Source organism: Tessaracoccus sp. MC1679, assembly GCF_014164775.1.
GTDB lineage: Bacteria > Actinomycetota > Actinomycetes > Propionibacteriales > Propionibacteriaceae > Arachnia.
In genome coordinates this window covers 203,243-219,534 of the sequence record NZ_JACJGB010000004.1, presented here as the reverse complement: position 1 = coordinate 219,534, position 16,292 = coordinate 203,243, and the positions used below count along the sequence as shown (strand labels likewise).

16 protein-coding genes and 2 tRNA genes are annotated in these 16,292 nt (G+C 68.7%); 9 read left to right on the top strand and 9 right to left on the bottom strand.

From position 1 onward, the window contains the following. Position 1: 1 nt before the first annotated feature. The 5 genes from H5398_RS08305 to H5398_RS08285 all read left to right on the top strand — a co-directional run bounded on the left by H5398_RS08305 (position 2) and on the right by H5398_RS08285 (position 4,837). A complete protein-coding gene (locus tag H5398_RS08305) occupies positions 2-1,186 on the top strand; it encodes a CdaR family transcriptional regulator (RefSeq protein ID WP_182782901.1) in 1,185 nt (394 codons plus the stop codon). Positions 1,187-1,286: 100 nt separating this feature from the next. Further along, positions 1,287-2,222 (top strand): ACP S-malonyltransferase, encoded by a 936-nt coding sequence (locus tag H5398_RS08300; RefSeq protein WP_182799682.1) that lies wholly within the window; start codon positions 1,287-1,289, stop codon positions 2,220-2,222. 7 nt (positions 2,223-2,229) lie between these two features. Beyond that, the gene (locus H5398_RS08295) at positions 2,230-3,219 is read left to right on the top strand and encodes a beta-ketoacyl-ACP synthase III (protein ID WP_182782903.1); all 990 of its coding nucleotides are present in this window, start codon (positions 2,230-2,232) and stop codon (positions 3,217-3,219) included. Positions 3,220-3,263: 44 nt separating this feature from the next. Then, on the top strand, positions 3,264-3,509 hold the full coding sequence (locus H5398_RS08290; RefSeq protein ID WP_182782904.1) for an acyl carrier protein: 246 nt from the start codon (positions 3,264-3,266) through the stop codon (positions 3,507-3,509). A 71-nt stretch (positions 3,510-3,580) separates the two neighbouring features. Continuing rightward, a complete protein-coding gene (locus H5398_RS08285; protein WP_182782905.1) occupies positions 3,581-4,837 on the top strand; it encodes a beta-ketoacyl synthase in 1,257 nt (418 codons plus the stop codon). Positions 4,838-4,850: 13 nt separating this feature from the next. On the opposite strand, the gene H5398_RS08280 is transcribed toward H5398_RS08285, so the two are convergent. Continuing rightward, positions 4,851-5,375, bottom strand: coding sequence for a DUF3145 domain-containing protein (locus H5398_RS08280; RefSeq protein WP_182782906.1), 525 nt, complete (start codon positions 5,373-5,375; stop codon positions 4,851-4,853). A 134-nt stretch (positions 5,376-5,509) separates the two neighbouring features. On the opposite strand from H5398_RS08280, the gene H5398_RS08275 reads away from it, so the two are divergent. Next, positions 5,510-7,345 carry a S9 family peptidase gene (locus H5398_RS08275; protein WP_182799681.1) on the top strand — a complete coding sequence of 612 codons (1,836 nt, stop codon included), beginning with the start codon at positions 5,510-5,512 and terminating at the stop codon, positions 7,343-7,345. Here H5398_RS08275 and H5398_RS08270 read toward each other — a convergent pair. The 5 genes from H5398_RS08270 to H5398_RS08250 are packed head-to-tail and all read right to left on the bottom strand — an operon-like array spanning position 7,339 to position 12,088. Next, the gene (locus H5398_RS08270; RefSeq protein WP_182799680.1) at positions 7,339-8,025 is read right to left on the bottom strand and encodes a YggS family pyridoxal phosphate-dependent enzyme; all 687 of its coding nucleotides are present in this window, start codon (positions 8,023-8,025) and stop codon (positions 7,339-7,341) included. The two genes, H5398_RS08275 and H5398_RS08270, sit on opposite strands and share 7 nt — an antisense overlap. Then, positions 8,022-8,978 (bottom strand): VWA domain-containing protein, encoded by a 957-nt coding sequence (locus H5398_RS08265; RefSeq protein WP_182799679.1) that lies wholly within the window; start codon positions 8,976-8,978, stop codon positions 8,022-8,024. The genes H5398_RS08270 and H5398_RS08265 overlap by 4 nt, the downstream gene beginning before the upstream one ends. Continuing rightward, positions 8,975-9,934, bottom strand: coding sequence for a VWA domain-containing protein (locus H5398_RS08260; RefSeq protein ID WP_182782910.1), 960 nt, complete (start codon positions 9,932-9,934; stop codon positions 8,975-8,977). Before H5398_RS08260 ends, H5398_RS08265 begins: the two co-directional genes overlap by 4 nt. Then, positions 9,935-11,014: a DUF58 domain-containing protein gene (locus H5398_RS08255; RefSeq protein WP_182782911.1), complete on the bottom strand. Its 1,080-nt coding sequence runs from the start codon at positions 11,012-11,014 to the stop codon at positions 9,935-9,937. It lies immediately after the preceding gene. A 9-nt stretch (positions 11,015-11,023) separates the two neighbouring features. Further along, on the bottom strand, positions 11,024-12,088 hold the full coding sequence (locus tag H5398_RS08250; protein WP_182782912.1) for a MoxR family ATPase: 1,065 nt from the start codon (positions 12,086-12,088) through the stop codon (positions 11,024-11,026). Between the two features lie 127 nt (positions 12,089-12,215). On the opposite strand from H5398_RS08250, the gene H5398_RS08245 reads away from it, so the two are divergent. Beyond that, entirely contained in the window at positions 12,216-13,094 is an 879-nt protein-coding gene (locus tag H5398_RS08245; protein WP_182799678.1) for a hypothetical protein, read from the top strand. A 39-nt stretch (positions 13,095-13,133) separates the two neighbouring features. After that, positions 13,134-13,207 (top strand) — tRNA-Ile (locus H5398_RS08240). Between the two features lie 22 nt (positions 13,208-13,229). Here H5398_RS08240 and otsB read toward each other — a convergent pair. Then, entirely contained in the window at positions 13,230-14,057 is an 828-nt protein-coding gene (gene otsB / locus H5398_RS08235) for a trehalose-phosphatase (protein WP_182799677.1), read from the bottom strand. A 68-nt stretch (positions 14,058-14,125) separates the two neighbouring features. On the opposite strand from otsB, the gene H5398_RS08230 reads away from it, so the two are divergent. Continuing rightward, positions 14,126-15,520 (top strand): trehalose-6-phosphate synthase, encoded by a 1,395-nt coding sequence (locus H5398_RS08230; protein WP_182782915.1) that lies wholly within the window; start codon positions 14,126-14,128, stop codon positions 15,518-15,520. A gap of 99 nt (positions 15,521-15,619) precedes the next feature. Here the strand turns inward: H5398_RS08230 and H5398_RS08225 are convergent. Beyond that, positions 15,620-15,695: transfer RNA gene (locus H5398_RS08225), tRNA-Asn, on the bottom strand. Positions 15,696-15,778: 83 nt separating this feature from the next. After that, positions 15,779-16,270 carry a hypothetical protein gene (locus H5398_RS08220; RefSeq protein WP_182799676.1) on the bottom strand — a complete coding sequence of 164 codons (492 nt, stop codon included), beginning with the start codon at positions 16,268-16,270 and terminating at the stop codon, positions 15,779-15,781. Positions 16,271-16,292 lie beyond the last annotated feature (22 nt).

Genomic DNA, 16,292 nt, shown 5'->3' with positions numbered 1-16,292 from the left:
GATGGACTTTCGGCCAGGGACGGCGCCCGCGCTCATCTCGTCGGCCCGCGCTCGCGCCGGCCTCATCAAGCGGCTTCAGGCCTCCACCTCGGAGATGAACACCGCGACACTGGCCGCCCTCGTCGCCCGGCACGAGTGGTTCAGCCAGCTGGACGCCGAGTCACGCTCCTGGATCGGCATCCTGGCCCGCTCCGGCATCGACGGCTTCGTCACCTGGTTCGCGGGCGAGCCTTTCACCCCGGAGTCGATCTTCGACGCCGCCCCGCGGGCCATGGCGCGCCGGATCAGCCTCCAGCAGACCGTGGACCTCGTCCGCACCACCACCGAGGTGGTGGAGGAGCAGATCCAGCACCTTCTCCCCAGGGGTGACCGGCAGGCACTTCAACTGGGCATCGTGCACTACTCCCGCGAGATCGCGTTCGCCGCGGCCGCCATCTACGCCCGTGCCGCGGAGGCCCGCGGCGCCTGGGATTCGCGGATCGAGGCCACCATCGTCGACGCCGTGGTCCGCGCGGAGACAGACGAGTCCGTGCTGTCGCGGGCCTCGACTCTGGGCTGGAACACCGAGTCGAAGGTGGTGGTGGCCATCGGCGGAGCCCCGCAGGAGGCGTCCGTGCTCGACGGGCTGCGTCGCGCCGCGTCGAAGTTGTCGCTCGACGTGCTGGCGGCCCCGCAGGGCGATCGGCTCGTGGTTATCGCGGGCGGGGCAGGAGTCGGCGACCCCGTCGACACCTGCGAGCGGATCTCCAAGCTGCGGGACTTCTTCGCCGCTGGTCCCGTGGTCGTGGGGCCGACGGTGGACGGACTGGCGGGGGCTCCGAAGTCCGCGCGCGCTGCCGCGTCCGGTTTCAGGGCTGCGAAGGCCTGGCCGGAGGGGCCACAGACGCTGTTGTCGGTGGACCTCCTCCCCGAGCGCGCCCTCGCCGGCGACGGGCATGCGCGGCGCACCCTCGCGTCGGAGATCTTCCCGGCGCTGGCCGCCAACAAGGAGCTCCTGGAGACCTGCGTCGGGTTCCTGGACTGCGGCTCCTCGATGGAGGCCACCGCACGGGCCCTGTTCGTGCACCCCAACACGGTGCGCTATCGCCTGAAGCGGATCCAGGAGGCCACCGGCTACAACCCCACCGACGCCCGCGAGGCCTATGTGCTGCGGATGGCCATCACGTTGGGCAGGCTCAACGGCTGAGCGCGGATCGCCGGCTTGTGGGGTTCCCACAAAGGCCGGGTGGGCAAATTCGTGAGTCTCACGCCCGCAGCCGACTCTCCGCACGGGCACAGTGGTTGTCGTGCTCGTGATTGTTGCTCCTGGCCAAGGTGCCCAGACCCCCGGTTTTCTCCTTCCCTGGTTGGCGGAGCCCGCGTTCGCGGAGCGCCTTGCCCTCTACTCGACGGCGGTGGGTCTGGACCTGGCGCACTACGGCACCGAGGCGGATGCCGAGACCATCCGCGACACCGCCGTCGCGCAGCCGCTCCTGGTGGCCTCCGCCCTGGCTGTCGCGGCGGAGCTGCTCCCCTCTTTCGAGGGCGTCGGCATGGTTGCGGGGCACTCGGTGGGCGAGTTGGCCGCCGTTGCTCTCGCCGGTGTGATCTCCCCGACGGAGGCGCTCGCCCTCGTCCGCGAACGCGGCCTGGCCATGGCGGAGGCGTCCGCGGCCCGGCCCACGTCGATGACCGCCGTGATCGGCGGGGACCGCGACGAGGTCCTCGCGGCGATTGAGGCCGCGGGCCTGACCCCGGCCAACAACAACGGATCCGGGCAGATCGTCGCAGCCGGCACCGTCGAAGAGCTCGAGGTCCTGTCCGAGAACCCGCCGCGGCGGGCCCGCCTGATCCCGCTCAGCGTGGCCGGGGCGTTCCACACCGTCCACATGGCTCCCGCGGTGGACCGGCTGCGTGCCAAAGCAGAGGGAATGCGCGCCAGCGACCCCGTCACGCCGCTGCTCAGCAACGCCGACGGGGCGGCCGTCTCCAGCGGCAGTGAAGCGTTGGACCGGATCATCCTGCAGGTTGCCAACCCGGTGCGGTGGGACCTGTGCATGGACACGATGCGCGACATGGGCGTCACGGGCCTCCTCGAGCTGCCCCCGTCCGGTACTCTCACGGGCATTGCCAAGCGCAACCTCAAGGGGGTTGAGCTGTTCGCCCTCAACACCCCCGATCAGCTCGACGAGGCCCGCGAGTTCTGCCGCACCCACAGCCAGCCCACCCCCGAGTCCGAGTAGGTCAGACATGCCCCTCAAGTCCTCAACCGGCGCCGAGTATGCCCGCATCATGTCCGTCGGAGGTGCCCGCGGCAGTCGTGTCGTGACCAACGACGAGTTGTGCACCATGATCGACTCCACCGATGAGTGGATCACTCAGCGCACGGGAATCAAGGAGCGTCGCTGGGTCGCCGACGGCGAGGACGCTGAGACCCTCGGCCTGGAGGCGTCCCGAAAGGCGATCGAGCGCGCCGGGCTGCAGCCCGCGGACGTCGACGCCGTCATCGTGGCCACCATCTCGCACTTCATGCAGACCCCGGCGCTTGCCGCGATCCTCGCCAAGGACCTCGGTCTCCCGGCCCCGGCCGCCTTCGACATCTCGGCGGCTTGCGCCGGCTTCTGTTACGGCGTCAGCCTGGCCGAGTCCATGGTCCGCACCGGCTCCGCCAGACACGTACTGGTGCTGGGCGTGGAGGTGCTCTCCAGCTACACCGATACCACCGACCGCTCCACCGCCTTCCTCTTCTCCGACGGCGCTGGGGCCGTCATCGTCGGCCCCAGCGACGTGCCCGCGATCGGCCCCACCGTCTGGGGGTCCAAGCCCGAGGCTCACGAGGTGATCGAGGTCGACGACTGGCGCGGGGTCGAGCCCGGCGCCGGAGGTCCCTACATCCACATGGAGGGTCGCGAGGTGTTCAAGTGGGCCACCACGGCCATCGTCGAGAAGGCCGTCGAGACGCTTGAGGCTTCCGGCCTCACCGCCGATGAGCTGGACTGCTTCATCCCCCACCAGGCCAACAACCGGATCACGGATTCGATGTTGCGCCACCTCAAGCTGCCCGAGGATGTCGTGGTCGCCCGCGACATCATCCAGATGGGCAATTCGTCGGCGGCATCGGTTCCGCTGGCGATGGAGGCGCTGCTCGAATCCGGGCAGGCCAAAAGTGGTGACAGTGCACTGATCATCGGCTTCGGAGCGGGCCTCGTGTTCGCCGGCCAGACCGTGATCCTGCCCTGACCCCACGAGTGTCCAAAGAGAAGAACCTAGGAAGGAGCCACACCATGGCTAGCACTGAAGAAATCCGCTCAGATCTCTCCGAGATCGTCAACGACATCGCCGGCGTCGCAGTCGAGGATGTCCAGCTGGACAAGTCCTTCGTCGACGACCTGGGCGTCGACTCGCTGTCGATGGTCGAGATCATCTACGCCTGCGAGGACAAGTTCGGCGTTTCGATCCCCGACGAGGACGCCAAGAACCTCAAGACCGTCGGCGACGCTGTCGCCTACATCGAGCGCGCGTCCAACTGACGCATGCGAGGGGCGGCCCGCACACCCGGCCGCCCCCCATCGACCCCCCATGCAGTGACGAGGAGATCCCCATGTCCACCACAGTCGTGATCACCGGTCTCGGTGCGACCACACCACTCGGCGGAGACGTCGCCAGCACCTGGACTGCGATGCTCGCCGGACGTTCCGGCGTGGTGGCGCTGACCGAGGAGTGGGCTCAGCAGCTTCCCACTCGCATCGCTGCCAAGGCGGCCGTGGACCCGAGCGAGGTTCTGGACCGCGTCGAGGCGCGCAAACTCGACCGCTCCACCCAACTCATGCAGATCGCCGGCCTGGCCGCCTGGGCGGACGCCGGCTTCGGCCTCGGCGAGGATAATCCCGTCGACCCCGACAGGCTGGGCGTCGTGTCCGCCACCGGCATCGGTGGGCTGCACTCCCTGCTCTCCCAGTGGGACGTGATGAAGGACAAGGGCGTCCGCCGCGTCTCGCCGTTCACCATCCCGATGCTGATGGCCAATGCCCCCGCGGCCAACCTCGGCCTCAAAATCCACGCCCGTGCGGGCGTGCACACCCCTGTCTCGGCCTGCGCTTCCTCCAATGAGGCGATCTCGCTGGGTCTCGACATGATCCGCCTCGGCCGCGCCGATGTGGTCCTGGTCGGGGGCGGAGAGGCCGTCGTGCACCCGCTCCCCATCGGAGCCTTCGGTCAGATGCAGGCGCTGTCTCGGCGCAACGACGAGCCGGAGCGCGCCTCGCGCCCGTGGGACGTGGACCGCGACGGATTCGTGCTCGCCGAGGGCGCCGCCCTCATGGTGATCGAGACTCTGGAGCACGCCAAGGCCCGTGGCGCCCGGATCTACGGCACCCTCGCCGGCGCCGGCATCACGGCCGACAGCCACGACCTCGTCCAGCCGGACCCGGACGGCTACGGTCAGTCCCAGGCGATGATCAAGGCGCTTCGGGAAGCGGGTCTCACCGCCCGTGACATCGTGCACGTCAACGCGCACGGAACCTCGACGCCCCAAGGTGACGTCACCGAGGCCGGCTCCATCCGAACCGCGCTGGGTGCTGAGGCGGACCACGTGGTGGTGACCTCCACCAAGTCCATGACCGGGCATCTGCTCGGTGGCGCGGGAGCACTCGAGACGGTGGCCTCCGTGTTGGCGCTACGGGACCGGATGGTTCCGGGCACGATCAATGTGGAGAACATCGAACCAGACCTGGGCATCGACGTGGCCACCTCGAACCGAGCGCTGCCCTCCGGCCCGCTTGCGGCTATCAACAACAGCTTCGGCTTCGGAGGCCACAACGTGGCCGTGCTCGTCACCAACGAGAACGTCACCGACTGATCCTGGGCGGTGGCTATACCACCTGGTGGAGCCACCGCACGGGAGCGTCCTCGCCGGCGTGCCGGAACACGTCGAGTTCCTCGTCCCACGGGACGCCCAGCAGTGATTCGAGTGCCTTGAGCAAGGGCTCGCCCCCGAGTGCCTCCGTGGCCACGGCGTGTCGGAGACGATCCTCCGGCACCAGGATGTCCCCGTGTACGCCCACCACGGCACTGAAGGCGCCCAGGGTGGGCGTGAAGCAGTATCGCTGACCGTCGCTGCCGGGCGTGGGTTCCTCCGTCACCTCGAACCTGATCCGGGTGAGCCGGCTCAATGCGCTGGCGAGAGCCGCTCCGGTGCCGACTGGACCTGTCCAGGACAGCTCCGCACGGCGGCTTCCCGGCTCGGCTGGCTGCTCCGACCATTCGAGGTCCATGCGAGTGCCCAGGACGGCACCTCCGGCCCACTCGACATGCGGGCACAGCGCAGCCAACGCGGAGTGGATGAACACCATCCCCCGCGCGACGGGCTGACTGATCGTGTCGAAACGAGCAGACATGGTCGGTACCTCCTGGTTGGGCCGGATTGCCTTCCCCTGCGATCAGGCCCGCCCAGGTGTGGGCCTATTGTGCCCACGAATGGAGGCTGCGCGCAACGCCCGGTTGCTGCGGGGGGCATGGTAGACAAGGCCCCATGCGTGATCCCATGCCGCTTGAGGCCGTGCTGAATGTCCCCGACGCCATCTCGCAGGTGCAGGCCACCGCCGCAGGCATCTACTGGCTGGCGACCATCGCCGCCGAGGACGGCCGGGTGACGGTGCGTCGCTGGGCGGCGGGCGTCGTCACGGACCTCACACCTGACTCCGTGGTCCGTTCACGGGTGATGGAGTACGGCGGAGGAGCGTACGCGGCCGACGGCGCCGCACTGGTGTACTGCGACGACCGCACCGGGCAGATCTGGTTCGACGACGGGGACGGCCGCCGCCCGCTGACGGAGCAGGACACCGCATTCGTCTACGGGGGCCTCCACCTGAGCCTCGCGAACGGCGTCGCCGTAGCGGTGCGTGAGGACCACTCGGCCTCACCCGAGCCCCGCACCGAGATCGTCGCACTCCCCCTCTCCTCACTCGACCCCGACGGTGGCAGGGTGCTCGCGACGGGGGCAGACTTCTACGCCGGGCCGGTTCTTCGCTCGGGGCTGCTGGCGTGGTATCAGTGGAACCATCCCGACATGAGCTGGGACACCTCTGAGGTGTGGTCGGCTCCTCTGACGCAGACCGCAGCCGCTGCCCCGGTCGCCGGCCGCGCGGGGGTCTCGACGCAGCACCCCCTGTGGCTGGACGACGGGGTGCTGGCCGTCAGTGAGGACACGTCCGGGTTCTGGAACTGGCGGGTGGTGGGCGGACCCGCATGGCGCGTGGCCCACGACTGCGATGGTCCCACCTGGGTGCTCACTCCCCCGCCGGCAGCCGTCGTGGAGGATCGGGTCGTCGCCTCGGTAGTGTTCCGCGAGGGCCGCGGCGAGCTGGCCCTGTGGGACAGCGTCACCGGAGAAGTCAGCCACCCGCTTCCGGGTACGGCCGCCATCGAGTCAGTGGCCTCCCAGGACGGGACGCTCTACGTGGTGGCCCAGTGGACGGATCGCCCTGCGACCCTCGTCTCCATCCTGCGCGACGGAACGATCAGCCACGTGGCGGGGGCGGCGAGTCCCGAGCCTGCTGCCGTGTCCCCCATCGCGTTCTGGGCCGACGGCCCCGCGGGGCCGGTGCACTCCTGGCTGTACCTGCCGGAGGCCGAGAGGGCACCGCTGATCGTGTACACCCATGGCGGCCCCACGTCGATGGCCACCTGCGCCTACGACGCGGGCATCGCGTTCTGGGTCTCGCGCGGCTTTGCCGTCGTTGACGTCAACTATTCGGGCTCGACGGGTTTCGGGAGGGTCTACCGCGACAGGCTCCGTGGACGATGGGGAGAGCTCGACGTGGCCGATGCGGAGGCGGTGGTGCTTGCCCTCGTGGAGGCGGGACACGTCGATCCGGATCGCGTGGCCATCACCGGCGGCAGCGCGGGCGGCTTCACCACCTTGAAGTCTCTTGTCTCTACGGACATCTACGCCGCCGGGATCAGCCGCTACGGCATCGGGTACCTCCCAACGCTGGCCACCGACACGCACAAGGCCGAGTCGCGGTACCTCGACGGGCTGGTGGCCCCCTGGCCTGAGGGACGGTCCGTCTACGAGGACCGTTCCCCCATCAACCACCTTGAGAACCTGCGCACCCCCATGCTGATCCTCCAGGGCTCGGAGGACAAGGTGGTGCCACCGACGCAGGCGAGGAAGATGGCGGAGGCCGTGCGCTCCGCCGGGCAACCGGTGGCGCTGCTTGTCTTCGACGGTGAGGGCCACGGATTCCGCACCTTGGCTGCGAGGCGCCGGTCCCTGGAGGCCCAGGTCTCGTTCCTCGAACAGGTCTTCGGCATGCCCGCGAGCCCGGATGTTCCGCGCCTGGAGATCGAGAACCTGCCTCAGTAGCCGCGCGGACCGAAAACTGCGGTTCCGAGACGCACAGTGGTGGCTCCGTGGGCGATGGCGATGCGGAAGTCGCTGGACATGCCCATGCTCAGCTCGTCCCAGCCTCCCCCCACGGCGTCACGGATGCGGGACTGCGCCTCCACCAGGCTGGAGAAGCAGGCGGCCACGGCCGAGACGTCCGGGCTGTTGACCGCCATCGTCATCAGTCCCCGCGCCTCAAGAGCGTCGAATGCGGCCAGCTCACGCGCGAAGTTCACGGCGTCCTCGGACGCGATGCCGAACTTCGCCTCCTCCTGGGAGGTGTTGACCTGAATCAACACCGGGAGGCGGTGGCCCAGCTGCTCGAGGCGCCGCTGCAGGGCCTCCGCGAGCCGCAGTGAGTCGAGCGAATGCAGTTCGGCGGCGAGTTCGGCCACGGCCTTGGCCTTGTTGGTCTGGACGTGTCCGATCACCGCGAACCCGATTCCCTCACCCGCCAGCTCCGCGTGTTTGGCCGCCAACTCCTGCACCTTGTTCTCCCCGAACAGGCTGTAGCCCACGGCGTGGGCCTCGCGGATCTGATCCGGGCCGTGGTACTTCGACACGGGAAGCAGCCGCACGGCGGCTGGATCTCGGCCGGCGGCGCGGCACGCGTCGTCGATCTCCGCGCGTACCAAGGCAAGCCGCTCCGCGATGCTCATGGCCAGCGCGCCCCCAACGAGATGACGCCCAGGGCCGCGAGGACGGCGAAGATGATCGCCAATCCGGCGTAGCGGTCGGTAACATCCGCGGGGACCTTCTCGGTGCCCACGGACTGGCGGATGGCCTCGTACACCTCGCGCAGCTGGCTGCTGCTCTCAGCCGCGTACTTCTTTCCGCCTGAGAGCCTCGCGATCTCGGAGAGCTCGTAGTGGTCCACCGCCACCCGTTGGCGTTGGCCATCCTGCTCGACGAAGCCGTTGTCAGTGCCGTACGCGATGGTGTGGACGGGCACCCCGGCCTCGCTTGCCGCCGCCGCGGCGCCCGAGGAGGAGCGGCCGATGTTGGTGGCACCATCTGAGAGGAGCACGATCGCAGCGGGCGCAACCGCCTCTGGATCATCGGGGTCCGGGGGCACCAGCTTCAGCGCATCGAGGCTCGCGTACACCCCCTCACCGACGGCGGTGGAGGGGGCCAGCTCCACAGCGTCGATGGCTCGGTCGATCACGCCGCGGTCGATCGTGGGCGGCACCGCGACATTCGGGGTGCCGGCGAAGGTCACAAGTGCCACATTGAACCGCTCTGGCAGGGAGCCGATGAACGCCTTGGCCCCAGCCTGAGCGGCGGCGAGTCTGTTGGGATCAACGTCCTCGGCTTCCATGGACCACGACACGTCGAGGGCGACCACCACGGTGGCGCGGTCCCGCGGCTTGTCCACATAATCCTTCGGGACCGCCCAGGCGATGATGAGCGATCCCAGGCTGAGGAGGGCGAGAAGCACGGCCCCGTGGCGCTTCCAGGCGGCATCCTTGGGCACGACCAGACGCAGCCGGCTGCTCATGGGGCGGTGGGTGGTCCGCCCCGACAGCACGACATAGAGCACCGCGATCAGGGGGATCACCAGGAGCGCCCACAGGCGCTGCGGCAGCATGAACTCGAGCGCCAGGGGAATCATCGTGGCCACCGTGCCGCCATCATGACCGCGCCGAGTGCAGCCACGACGGCGAACCCCAGCGCGAAGAACGCATACTGGGCCGTGATCGGCTTCTTCACGTCCTCAAACCCCACCACCGAGCCGATGTCACGGTAGGCCTCCACCAGCGACGCGGCGTCGTCTGCGTCCACGGCCCGCCCTCCCGTCGCGTCAGCGATCGCCTTCAGGGCAGCCGTGTCGGGTGCCACGTTCTCTCGCTGCCCGTCCAGGTCCACAAACCCATTCTGCGTGCCGTAGGCAATGGTGAAGATGGGGACTCCCCGTTCCTGCGCCTCGGCGGTGGGTCCTTCGGCCGGGGGCCCTTCGGTGTTGGTGCCATCCGAGAGCAGCACGATCATGGCGGGAGCGGGCTCGTCCTCGGCGTCGCCCGGGGGCGCCTGATCGACGGCGCGGAGCGCGGAGGTGATCGACTCCCCGATCGCGGTTCCATCCGCGAGCTCCAACGAGTTGATCGCACGCTCGGTGACGCCCCGGTCCGTGGTGGGCGGCACGACGATGGAGGGGTTGGCGTCCATCGCGACGACGGCCACGTTGTAGGCGTCCGGGATCTCCTGGATGAAGCTGACGGCCGCCTCCTTCGCGGCGGTGAGCCTGTCCGGCGGCACGTCCTCAGCAGACATCGATAAGGACGTGTCGATGACCATCACCACGGTGGCGCGCTCGCGGGGCTGGCGCTCGGTGCCCAACGGGTTGGCGTAGGCAAGCCCGAGGGCCACCAGCGAGGCCAGCGACATTGCGACTGCCAGGTGCCGTGTCCACCGGCGCTGATGCCCGACGACCCTGGCAAGGACACCGGTGTTGGTGAACCGCAGGGCGATCCGGCCCTTGAGGCGGAGCAGGATCAGGTACACGACGATGAGCACCGGCAGCAGGGCCAGCGTCCACAACCGCTCGGGGTTCTGGAAGTCCGGGATCACCTACTTGCTCACCCCCTGGGGTGGCTGATGCAGCATGCCTGCCACCCGGCGGTAGTTGAGCACGAAGCGGGCGATGTCGGCCACCCAGTCGCGATCGGTCCGCAGCTGGATGTGGCCGGCTCCGGCGCGGCGCAGCGACACCTTGATGCGCTCACGCTGCGCCTTTGTCGCGGCGTCCATTCGCCGCCTGGCCGCGTCGTCGGAGGTATTGACGTAGCGGGAGAACGAGGTCTCGGGGTCGTGGATGAGCATCTCGCCCACGTCCGGGAACTCCATCTCGTGCCTGTCGATCACCTCGACGCACAGCACCTGGTTGCGCACCGCGAGACGCCGCACGGCCCGCTCCCACGGCGGCGGCACGGCCGGGTCTAGCTCGGCGTCTCCGGGGGTGAGGAAGTCGGAGACGATCACCCTCATACCGCGGCGGCGCTGCGACCGGGTCATCTGCTCGATGCCGTCGGCCAGCTCAAGCTGTCCGGGTGCATGGTCCGGCACAATCGGCTCGGTCAACATCTTGCGCAGGAGCCCGTAGAGCGCGGTGCGGCCGGAGCGGGCGGGCAGCCGCTTGACCCGGTCCGGGAGCATCATCATGCCGCCGAACCGGTCCCCCATCCGCTGGCTGAGGAAGCCGATGGTGGCGATGGCCGCGATCCCGAGGTCCCGTTTGGTGACCCCCTCGGTGCCCCAGTTCATCGACGGCGTCACGTCGAGGAGCGCCCACACCTCGAGCTCACGGTCCGCCATCGTGTCGCGGACGTGCGGGACGGTGGTGCGTGCGGTCACGGCCCAGTCCATCTTGCGGACGTCGTCCTGACCCGGCTGGTAGACACGCGCATCGTTGGTGTCCGACCCGGCGCCCGGCAGGAGCCCAAGGTGGTCGCCGTGCAGGAACCCCTCCAACCGGCGCACGATCGTCAGCTCGAGTCTGCGCAGCGCAGCCTCCGGGGCGAGCTTGCTCAACGGGATGGTCGGGCCTGCCGGTGGCCTGAGGACGGACCACTCGGCGCCGGTCTTGTCCGGAGGCGGCAGCGGAGGACCCTGCGGGGGTGGGCCGGTGAACGAGAAGCCGGGTTGGGCCATGGGCCCTCCCTAGCTGCGTCCGGGCTGGTGCGCGTGCTGCTCGTGCGCCACCTGCCGTTGCTGCTCGCTCCACACGGGCGTGGGTGCGGGAACCATCGCCAGGATCCGGTCGACCACATCCGCTGTGCTGATGTTGTCGGCGACCGCGTCGAAGCCGAGGACGATGCGGTGGGCCATCACGTCCTTGGCGACGGCCTGGACATCGGTGGGAAGCACATAGTCGCGGCCGTTGATGAGCGCCAGGGCGCGGGCGGCCGCGACCAGGCCCAGCGTGGCACGCGGCGAGCAGCCGATCTGGATGACGCCGGTGAGGTCCGGCATGCCGAACTCGGCCGGGGTGCGGGAGGCGAGGACGAGACGGACGATGTACTCGGCCACCAGATTGTGGACGAAGACGTTGGACGCCATGTCCTGGAGATGGCGGACGAGGCTCGGATCCAACACACGCGACGCCTCAGGCGGGCTGACGCTCATCCGTCGGAGGATCTCCAGTTCCTCGTTGCCGCGCGGGTAGGGCACGTCCACCTTCAGGAGGAAGCGGTCCCGCTGCGCCTCGGGCAGGGGGTAGACGCCTTCGGACTCGATGGGGTTCTGGGTGGCGATCACGATGAAGGGCTTGGGCGCCGGATACGTCTTTCCGCCGATCGAGACCTGCTTCTCGGCCATCAGCTCGAGCATGGCCGACTGGACCTTCGCGGGTGCGCGGTTGATCTCATCGGCGAGCACGAAATTGACGAACACGGGACCGAGCTCGATCTCGAAATTCTCGGACTTGGCGGAGTAGATCCGGGTGCCGACGATGTCCGAGGGCACCAGGTCCGGGGTGAACTGAACTCGGGCGAAGTCTCCGCCCACGACCGTGGCGAACGACCGCACCGCCAGTGTCTTCGCCACACCGGGCACACCCTCGAGCAGGCAGTGCCCCTTGGCAAGAAGGGCCACCATCAGCTGCTGGACCATGTGTTCCTGGCCGACGATGACGCGCTGCACCTGGCTGACCGCCTGACCCAGCAGGCGCGCGGCGTCCGCGACATCGCGGGGCAGCTGCGTGTGTTGCGTCGGCGTAGTGCTCACGCGGTGACTCCTTCTGGCTCGGGTGACCCGCGCTCAACGATAGCGCCCCCGTCACAGCACCCACATGGCTTCACGGAGGCGCATCGGGTGGCGCAGCGTTCTTGCGCACCGTGGTTTGATGGTACCGATGAGCACGCACGACGATCCCGCCGCGCCGGCCCCGAAGGCCGGCCATCATCCGTTGCGGGACGACGATCCCGCCCGGGTCGGCGATTTCTGGCTCGATTCGCGCCTCACTGCGACGCCGGCAGGCACGGCCTTCGCCGCTCACGAGGACGGCGGCGACTCGGTGCTGCTGATTCTGCTGTCTGCGGGCGCCGCTACGGATGCTGCCGCTCGCGCACGCTTCTCCGGCGAGGTCAACGCCATGCACATCGACACCGTGGTGGCGCGAGGCGGAGAGGGGCAGCATGAGGGGCGCATGTCCGTCCGGTTCCGGGAAGAGGGCGGCGACCCTCAGCTTTCGCAGCACCCCCCGCTGGCCCCGTGGGTCGCGCTCGCCTTCGACGGCTCGTTGGCGGCGGTCCACGAGGCAGACCGCGTGCTTCGCGCCGTCGATCTGTCCCGCATCCCGCCGCTCAGCGAGCCGGCGGGGCCGGACTACCGGCTTCATTGGATCAGCCGGACCGAGCGGGGCGCCACCCGCATGTGGCCACTCCCCTGGCCCGGCCGTACCGATCGCGCGGGGTGGATCACGGTGCTGGTGTCATTCCTGCTCATGGCGCTCCTGACGGCGCTAGCGCTGCTGCTGGCCATCCTGCTGTTCCAGAATCAGCCGCCGGTCAACGCGCCGCAGCCCATCCCGTCGATGGGTGAGGGCAGCGGAGGTTCAGGATCGGGCTCAGGCAGCCCTCAGTCCGCCTCGCCGTCCCAGGGCGATGGCAGTGGGAGCCCGTCGGGCAGCCCGGGGAACGACCCGGGGCCCTACACGCAGAGCCCGTCGATGAATCAGCCCAGCGGCGACGAGTCAGGGCCGGGCGACCCGTCGCCGAACCCTCGTCTCTGAACCTCGCCTCGGGCACGCGATATGCTGGCGGGCGACCCAGGGGCGATAGCACAGCCGGTTAGTGCAGCGGACTCATAATCCGCGGGTCGCGGGTTCGAGCCCCGCTCGCCCCACGTTCGGATCAGGCCAAGCTGATCAGGGTAGGTGCCGCGACAACGCGGCCAGCCAGGCCGCGACTCCCGCGGGACCGTCGGCCACCACGTCGGCATGGTCGATCAACGCGGGGAGTTCGTGGGATCCGCTCACGACGATGCAGGTGGTCACACCGTCATCGCGCAACTCCCGCAGCAGATCGAAGGCAGGGAGGTCACCAAGGTCGTCGCCACACATCGCCACGACGGTGGCTCCGGTCTCCTCGATGAGTGCGCGTAGCGCATCGCCCTTGGTCATCGAGGACGAGCGCAACTCAAGGACGTGCTTGCCCGGCTCGAGGGTCAGTCCGTTGGCCTCTGCGATCTCCGCGGCGACGGGCTTCAGCGTCGCGAAGGCGGCCGTGGGGTCCGGGCAACGACGCACGTGGATCCCGATCGCCTGCCCCTTGTCCTCGAGGTGCACGCCTGGCAGTCCGAGATCCGCCAGCGCCCGTTCGATCTGCACCGTGGCCACGGCGACGCTCTGGGGCGTTTCGGGCGGGGTCTCGACGCCTGTACGCGCATCCCACCGTTCTGCCCCGTACTGCCCCATCACGATGACCCCGCCCAGGCCGGCGCGTCGCTCAAGCTGTCCGAGTTGGCGGACCTTCGCCACGGGACGCCCGGTGATGATGGCCACCTGCCCGACCTTCGGCCCCAGGCCGGCCAGCGCATCCGCGGCCTCGGGATGCATCGCCGAGGTTTCAGGGTCGTCGACGATGGGCGCAAGAGTGCCGTCGAAGTCCAGGGCCACAAGGACCGAGTCGGGGGCTGCTGTTGCGGCGGCCAGGAAGTCGTGGGCGGCTGGGGTTCGTGCATGCCAGGTCGTCATGGACCCACTCTGCCACGCAGCGATGCCCTGTCGGGCTCGGTAGGGTGGGGGCGAGTTGAGGAGGAACCATGATGGAACGTGCCAGCTTTGTCGTCGTCGCGAACAGGCTTCCGGTGGACCGGGTGACAGGAGACGACGGGTCAGTCGACTGGCGCAGCTCGCCAGGCGGTCTGGTCACCGCCCTCGAACCGGTGATGCGCCAACAGGGTGGCGCGTGGGTGGGGTGGCATGGCGCGGCGGACGAAACCGTTCAACCCTTCGCCCACGACGGCTACGACATCGTGCCGGTGCCGCTGAGCGCCGAGGAGCACGAGGAGTACTACGAGGGATTCTCCAACGCCACGCTGTGGCCGCTCTACCACGACACGGTGGCCTTTCCCGAGTTTCACCGGGAGTGGTGGGACGCCTACGTGACGGTCAACAAGCGCTTCGCGGAGGCGGCTGCAGAGGCTGCGGCCGAAGGAGCGACGGTGTGGGTCCAGGACTACCAGCTCCAACTTGTCCCGCAACTGCTCCGTGCGTTGAGGCCAGACCTGAGGATTGGCTTTTTCCTGCATATCCCCTTCCCGCCCGGGGAGATCTTCTCCCAGCTGCCGTGGCGCAAGGAGATTCTTGAGGGGCTGCTCGGGGCGGATCTGATCGGTTTCCAGGTGCCCGGGGGCGCCGCCAACTTCCTTCGGCTGGTGCGCCGGCTCACCACACACAAGGTTGAGCGTGACACGGTCCGCGTGACGTCGGGCCATCGCTGTGCAGCCCGCGCCTATCCGATCTCGATCGACGCCCAGGGCTTCGCAGACCTGGCCGCTTCCCCGGAAGTGATCGCGGAGGCCGAGTCGCTGCTCGACGAGTTGGGGCATCCCAAGCTGGTCTTCCTGGGCGTGGACCGGTTGGACTACACCAAGGGGCTCCGGCAGAGGGTCCGCGCGATGGGTGAGCTGTTCGCGGAAGGCAAGCTGGATCCGTCGGATGTCGTCTTCGTCCAGGTGGCCACACCGTCGCGTGAACGCGTCGAGGAGTACAAGCGCCTGCGAGACGACATCGACCAACTGGTGGGCCGGATCAACTCGGAGGTGGGAGGGGTCGGGCGCCCCGCAATCGTGTACAGGCACGCCGGCTACCCTCGGGCGACCATGGCGGCCATGTACAGGATCGCTGACGTGATGGTGGTCACGCCGCTTCGGGACGGGATGAACCTGGTGGCGAAGGAGTACGTGGCCTGCCACCCCAACACCAGCGGCGCGCTGGTGCTGAGCGAGTTCGCGGGCGCAGCACTGGAACTGAAGCAGGCCTATCTCGTCAACCCCTACGACCTCAACGGGATGAAGTCCGCGCTGATGCAGGCGGCCACGGACACGGTGCGTGCCCGCCAGCGACGTATGCGCGCCTTGAAGAAGCAGGTGGAGACTCACACGATCGACGATTGGGCCCAAGCATTCCTCGGGGACCTGGCTGAGCTCAGCTGAGCACCCTTCCTGGCCCACGGACGTTGCCCGGATGTCGCACTCCTATCGACGAAGAAGCCGCCCTGACTAGTGTTTAACCTAGTCAGAGCGGCTTTCGCATGGCTCCCCGGACTGGACTCGAACCAGTAACCCTTCGATTAACAGTCGAATGCTCTGCCAATTGAGCTACCAGGGAACGGTGGTTTCCCACGCGCCTGAAGTACGTTAGCAGATCGATCCAGGTGGTGCGAATCGGCCTCGCGCCGCTCGCCGCTCGCCTCAGAAGTACTCGGTGGCAAGGCGGTCTGTCTCCGCGACCACGGCCGCCCGCGTGGCGGGATCCTCCAGGTCCGCACCACCGGCGGGCACGGCGTACCAGTGGAGCTTGGGATTCTCTCCCAGGCTCCTGCGCCCCACGATCTGCACCTGGCCCCTGGTCCCGTCCACCACGCTCTGCACGACGGTGGAGGCCTGCACGCGCTCCTGGAACAGCTCAGGCAGCCTGCCCGGATCGGTGAGCTGCGCTTCGAACCTCTCACCTTCGACGGTGCGCCAGCGGAACTTGTCGGCCTCCCCGATCCAGGAGCCGCTGCCGACCTCCTCCCAGCCCCACACCCGCCACGTGTCACCGACGCGTCGGGCAAGGTGGGCCCGTGTGCCAACCAGCACCACCCCCTCCCCCATCCCATGGGCCAGCACGTCGGCACGGTGCCCGAGGGCCTCGTTGAGCCCCTCGAGGATGACAGGGTCGAGACGGTTGAACAGTTCCATGACCCCATTGTGCTCCGTGTGG